Source organism: Paenirhodobacter enshiensis, assembly GCF_000740785.1.
GTDB lineage: Bacteria > Pseudomonadota > Alphaproteobacteria > Rhodobacterales > Rhodobacteraceae > Rhodobacter > Rhodobacter enshiensis.
Genome location: NZ_JFZB01000061.1, coordinates 1 through 4,648 on the forward strand (window position 1 = coordinate 1; position 4,648 = coordinate 4,648).

The 4,648-nt window shown below is 56.8% G+C and carries 4 protein-coding genes; 2 read left to right on the forward strand and 2 right to left on the reverse strand.

The window, feature by feature from the left end:
* The first annotated feature begins 105 nt into the window (after positions 1-105).
* Both CG50_RS16950 and CG50_RS16705 read left to right on the forward strand, forming a co-directional pair.
* A complete protein-coding gene (locus CG50_RS16950; RefSeq protein ID WP_152559564.1) occupies positions 106-984 on the forward strand; it encodes a hypothetical protein in 879 nt (292 codons plus the stop codon).
* A gap of 43 nt (positions 985-1,027) precedes the next feature.
* Entirely contained in the window at positions 1,028-1,795 is a 768-nt protein-coding gene (locus tag CG50_RS16705) for a CatB-related O-acetyltransferase (protein ID WP_081880489.1), read from the forward strand.
* 179 nt (positions 1,796-1,974) lie between these two features.
* On the opposite strand, the gene CG50_RS15545 is transcribed toward CG50_RS16705, so the two are convergent.
* Positions 1,975-2,868: a glycosyltransferase family 2 protein gene (locus CG50_RS15545; protein WP_036640424.1), complete on the reverse strand. Its 894-nt coding sequence runs from the start codon at positions 2,866-2,868 to the stop codon at positions 1,975-1,977.
* Positions 2,865-4,481 carry a glycosyltransferase gene (locus tag CG50_RS15550; RefSeq protein WP_036640426.1) on the reverse strand — a complete coding sequence of 539 codons (1,617 nt, stop codon included), beginning with the start codon at positions 4,479-4,481 and terminating at the stop codon, positions 2,865-2,867. Before CG50_RS15550 ends, CG50_RS15545 begins: the two co-directional genes overlap by 4 nt.
* Positions 4,482-4,648: the final 167 nt, after the last annotated feature.

The following is a 4,648-nucleotide window of genomic DNA, read 5'->3' on the forward strand; positions in this document are numbered from 1 at the left end:
TGGTCGGCGACAGGGCTGTGGAACAGTTCGAGGCCCTTCGCAAGTGAAACTGTTCACTGCTGACAAAGCTGGGTATGGACGATCCAAGAACGTACCGAGGGCATCATGAAGAATGCAGTGATCATTAGAAGCAGTGGAAATCTTGATCGTCTAAACTTTGTCATGCCGCATTGGATGGCAGCGAAAGGAATTGACGTATATATTGCGATTGATTCTGTCTCAAAAGACATAGAAAAGGGGATCGCTGGTAATTTTTCCGCCAAGGAAATATATATAACGCGAAATTTTATAGACGACAATGGCCTGAAGTTCTTCAAAAGGTCAATGTGGCAGTGTGGCGACTACTTTTATTACGCGGTGTATGAAAAATTCAATCAATACGACTATTATTGGTGTATTGATGACGATGTGTATTTCAATACAGACATCACGCAATTCATTCTTAAGTCAAATGAGACGGAGTGTGACTTGTTTGGGGTTGAGGTCGGCCCGAGAGATAAGAAATGGGGCTGGTACAACAGTATGTCTCATCTGCATGATGGCAAAGTTTTCGGCATGTTGTATCCAATGTCGAGATTATCTAATCGTGCCGTACAGTTTTTGTTTAAAGAGAGACCTCTGTACAATGGAAATGTAGAGAGGTCCGTATATGAAACGGCGAATGGCCTCATAGCACAACATGCAAATGACGAGGCGTTCACCGCGAGTACACTTTTGAATTCTGGGTATTCATGGAAATCTTTGTCTCAATCTTTCCAAAAAGAGTTTTCCGCCTTGTTTTCAACGACTCGACCTGTCCTGTATCAAGAAATACAGGCGGATTATGCGAGAGGCAAAATAATTCATCCTATTTGCGACGAAGTCCGGGCGGCAGAGAAAATTCGCAACTATATAAAGAAATATGGGCGGACCGGACTGGATGTCAGGATCTCTCAAATTCTCCAGTCTTGTGGAGAGGATGTGTTGAAGAAATGCCTTGGATAGAAGGCGCTATCACATAGATAATCTATCCTGCTTGGGAGATACCATGACTATATCACGGGTAAAATTGCCGCAGGACGATGCGGAAGTATTGGCGCAAAACTTGATTGAGTACAATATGGCTCAAAGAAAATGCCCGATACCGGCTGGTTCAGAGCTTTCTGTACTCAATAATGGTGTGTTCGAGCAGTTTACGCGACACCCTAACCGGAAAATCATTCCAAGCGGTTCTTTTACACATATCGTTGATTGTGGTGATGATTTCTTTCAGATGAGTGTTGGGAGATATTGTTCTATTGCGAGGGGAAGCCATGTCGTCAATGGGCACCACCCGCTTCATTCTGTGACAACAAATCCATATCATTATGCGGAATACTATAGGGACAACCTTCCGGAAAATTTGCGCTATACTGGTGGCGTCGAAACTTTCGAAAGAAGTTATGGCCGGGGAAAAATTGGAAACGACGTATGGATTGGCGCATATTGTGTCATACGGAGCGGCATAACGATAGGGGATGGGGCCGTTATTCCCACGGGCAGTGTCATTACAAAAGATGTGGCCCCATATTCAATTGTAGGGGGAAATCCTGCAAAGTTGATCAGACTGCGTTTCGACCAGGAAATCGTGGATAGATTTATGAATTTGCAGTGGTGGAACTACTCTCCGGAAAGCTTCAGAGATATAAATATGTTCAACGTTGTGGGGTTTCTCGACGAGATGGAATGTCGTAAAGAGGCAGGATATCTCATTCCGTTTCATCCAAATCGGTTTTGCTTTCATGATGGCCGGTTGACTCAGGTGGGCAACGTTTAGTTTTCGGCGTTATTTTGGCTCTGATAGGAGGCTGAAAAGCGTCTGATTGCGGCTATCGGTGTTGTGCCCCAACGCGGTGAACTCCGTGCAATGCGACGAGATGAGCCGTGAGTGGGATGGTATAACATCGGCGCTTTCGGCTTATGACTTTTTCAGCACGCTGCTCAGGCGGGGGAGCGCTAAAGTTTCATGATCTCCGGCCGGAACCGCCAGCCGCGCCAGATCGCTTTCCAGATCCGGCGCTGCAGATGTTTCGGCACCCCGCCCGCGCGCATCTGCGCCCGTACCCCGTAGACGAACTGCGCCACCCCGGGCAGTCCCTGCTCGCGACGGCGGAACGAGGTCTCGTTGCGCGCGCCATATTCGAATTTCCACACGCTCTTTTCCGTCACCAGCGCGAAGTTCACGCCCTTGTTCTCGGGCGTGTCATGCGTGACGCGGCTGTCGGGAACGAAGATGCCGGGATAGCTGCGCGCGATGCGGCGGGTGTATTCGGCGTCGTCGAACCAGATGAAGTAATCGGCGATCGGCAGACCGTGCATCTCGACTGCCCAACGCGGGATCAGCACCGAGACGAAAGAGCACGACACCACCAGCGAATACAGCGTCTCGCGGCTCTGGAAGCGGGGCCAGTCCCAGACCGGGGCGGGGATGTTCATCTCGCAGATCGTGCCGTCGATCCATTCGACGCGCGAACAGGCGAAGCTCGGCCGCCACTGGTAATGCGCCTCGAAATCGCGGATGCCGTGCAGCAGCCGCTCCAGCGCATCGGGCTCTGGATAGGCGTCGTCATCCGAGATCCACAGGTAATCGGCGCCGTTCTGATAGGCGACCTTCATGCCCTCGTGGAAGCCGCCGGCGCCACCGATGTTCTTCGGCAGCCGCACGTAACGGATTTCCGGGATGTCCTTCGAGCGCACGACCGCCTCGGTGTCGTCGGTCGAGGCATTGTCGATGACATAGATCGTATCGGGGCGCACGGTCTGCTGCGCGAGCGCGTCGAGCACCCGCGACAGCTTGGCCGAGCGGTTGAAGGTCACGATGACCGCGGCGACATTGCTGAGCATGCTCATGCCGGGATGTCCTCGCCGCGGGCCGCCGCGAGATAGAGCGGCATCAGCACCTCTTTCGCCGTCGGATCGGCCGAAACCTTGCGATAGAGCACCCTGAGCGCCGCCGACTGGCTGGCGAGGAACCCGGGATCGGCATGCAGCCGCGCGACGGTCGAAACGCTGGCCCGGGCGCAGGGGCCGGGCGACAGCGGCACCAGAAGATCCGGGGGGATCAGCTCGGCCTGGGCGCCGACATCGGTGCTGATCGGAATGCAGCCGTGCTGGATCGCCTCGTAACACACCAGAGCCAGGCCTTCGTTGTTCGAGGGCAGCAGCAGGATGTCGGACTGTTCGAGCAGCGCTGGCACATCGGTGTCGGGCGGCAGGAAGGTGACGACCTCCTGCAGCTTGTAGCGCTGCACCAGCGCCTCGGCGGCGGGGCGGAAGGCGCCATCGCCGACCAGCCGGGCGTTCAGCTGCACCTTGTGCCGGCGCGCCCAGCCGGCCAGCCGGCGCAGGATCTCGATCATCACGAGCGGCCGCTTCTGATAGCTGTAGCGGCCCACGAAAGCGACATTCAGCACCTTGCCACCGGCAGCCATCGACATCGGCGGCAGGGCGATTTCCGCAGGGGCGCGGTTCAGCATCCGGCCAAGGCGCACCTTATCGCCGGCGTGGAACCGGTCGCGATACACATCGGCCAACTGGTTCGAGATAACATGATGCAGGTCGATGTAATTCGTCCAGACGCCGGAAATGCGCGGGAAACCGCCATCGGCATATTCGACGATATGGGTCGTGTCGATCACCGTGACCGGCGGCGCGGCGACCCGGATATGGGCCAGCGAGTCATAAAGCGCCTGGCAATGGTGCAGATGGATCAGGCGGATATTCTCGTCCCGGATCAGCTTCGCGGTGAACCGCGGCCAGTATTCGTGTGGCAGATAGCGGTCAAGGCGGATGAACCGGACATCGGGATGATCGGGCAGTTTGCCGGCCAGCCGCTGAACCGCCGGCACGCTGGCCACGACGAAGACGCGCAGCCCCGCTTCCAGGGCCCAGGTCACCGTGTCGAAGGCCATCTTCTCGGCGCCGCCCACTTCCAGCCAGTGAAAGCCGATCAGGATCGCCGGACGCTTGTCGGCGGCGGGCTCGGGCGTGACGGCCTGACGGCCCCGGCCGAAGACCATCGGCGTCCAGTCATGCCGGACGGAGCGTTTCTTGCGCAGCATTTCCGCGCCGTAGCGGATGCGCTCGTAGAGGAACGGCCACAGCCGGTAGAGCGGACGCAGCGGGCGCTGCACCCGCCACGGAGGGGTGTCGTTGTCACGTTCTCCCGGCGTCGGCTCGGGTGGGATGGTCAGCGCGGCGGCCACCGGCCGGGCATGGGGAAACGGCGCGGGCAGCACCACATGGCCCAAGAAATTCGCCTTCAGATGATGCGGCCGGAACGTCAGATCGTTTTCCAGCACGACCGGCCGCGTCCCTTTCGGATCGCGCCCCTCGAGCAGAACGAGCTCGATCGCGCGATCATCGAAGAGACGCCGATAGATCGCGGTGATCCCGGCAAGCTCCTGATCGAAGCGGGCTTGGTCCACGGCGGGAAGCGGCAGACGGGAAGCGAAAGTGCACATGCGCGGGGTATCCAGAGAAAATGCCGACGGTGCCCCCCTCTATCCGTTTAGCCGCGAAACATAAAGTCCGCACTCCGGACGGTCAGGAAAAATCCCGGCGCCGGTGCTCTTCCTACGTAATCTGGGCCATACGAGCCTAGGTGTTCAGTCCCGGCATTTGGTGGATC

Excerpts from the sequence above, each read along its gene's own strand:
- CG50_RS16950 (WP_152559564.1), top strand. The coding sequence starts at position 106 with ATGAAGAATGCAGTGATCATTAGAAGCAGTGGAAATCTTGATCGTCTA.
- CG50_RS16705 (WP_081880489.1), top strand. The coding sequence starts at position 1,028 with ATGACTATATCACGGGTAAAATTGCCGCAGGACGATGCGGAAGTATTG.
- CG50_RS15545 (WP_036640424.1), bottom strand. The coding sequence starts at position 2,868 with ATGAGCATGCTCAGCAATGTCGCCGCGGTCATCGTGACCTTCAACCGC.
- CG50_RS15550 (WP_036640426.1), bottom strand. The coding sequence starts at position 4,481 with ATGTGCACTTTCGCTTCCCGTCTGCCGCTTCCCGCCGTGGACCAAGCC.